General features: G+C 48.3%; 1 protein-coding gene. It reads right to left on the bottom strand.

Annotated features, from left to right (window positions below; translation table 11 throughout):
• On the bottom strand, positions 1–968 hold a 968-nt coding region (thiC, locus tag R7Q46_RS25450), incomplete at both ends, for a phosphomethylpyrimidine synthase ThiC (protein ID WP_318077975.1).

Raw genomic sequence — 968 nt, 5'->3', positions numbered from 1 at the left:
ATCTTTGGCATACTCCCTGACTTCTTGAGAAATCTTCATTGAGCAGAATTTAGGGCCGCACATTGAGCAGAAGTGCGCTACTTTTCCAGACTCTTGCGGTAGCGTTTCATCATGAAATGCACGTGCGGTATCGGGGTCTAAAGCGAGGTTAAATTGATCTTCCCAGCGGAATTCAAAACGCGCCTTTGATAAGGCATTGTCACGAACTTGTGCTCCCGGATGCCCTTTTGCTAAATCTGCAGCATGCGCAGCTAGCTTGTAGGTGATCATACCGGTTTTAACGTCTTCTTTATTTGGAAGACCCAAGTGCTCCTTAGGGGTCACGTAGCACAACATAGCGCAGCCATACCAACCAATCATCGCCGCACCAATACCGGATGTAATATGGTCATAACCCGGAGCGATATCTGTCGTTAGAGGACCCAAGGTGTAGAACGGCGCTTCATGACAGTGTTCCAACTGTTGGTCCATATTCTCTTTGATCATGTGCATTGGAATATGGCCAGGGCCTTCAATGATGACCTGTACATCATATTCCCATGCGATTTTCGTCACCTCGCCGAGCGTACGCAGCTCTGCAAATTGCGCTTCATCGTTCGCGTCTGCAACCGAGCCAGGACGCAAGCCATCACCAAGAGATAGAGCGACATCGTACTTCGCACAAATTTCACAGATCTCGCGGAAATGGGTGTATAAGAAGCTTTCTTGGTGATGCGCTAGACACCACTTAGCGATAATCGAGCCACCACGCGAAACAATCCCCGTCACTCGCTTCGCCGTCATTGGAACATAGCGAAGTAGTAAGCCAGCATGGATAGTAAAGTAATCAACGCCCTGCTCTGCTTGTTCGATTAACGTATCGCGCATGACTTCCCAATTCAGGTTCTCAGCAATGCCATTTACTTTCTCCAAAGCCTGATACATAGGAACCGTACCAATTGGCACCGGGCTATTGCGTAAAATCCATT

It is taken from the genome of Vibrio sp. 811 (genome assembly GCF_033339195.1).
This window is presented reverse-complemented; position numbering and strand designations above follow the sequence as displayed.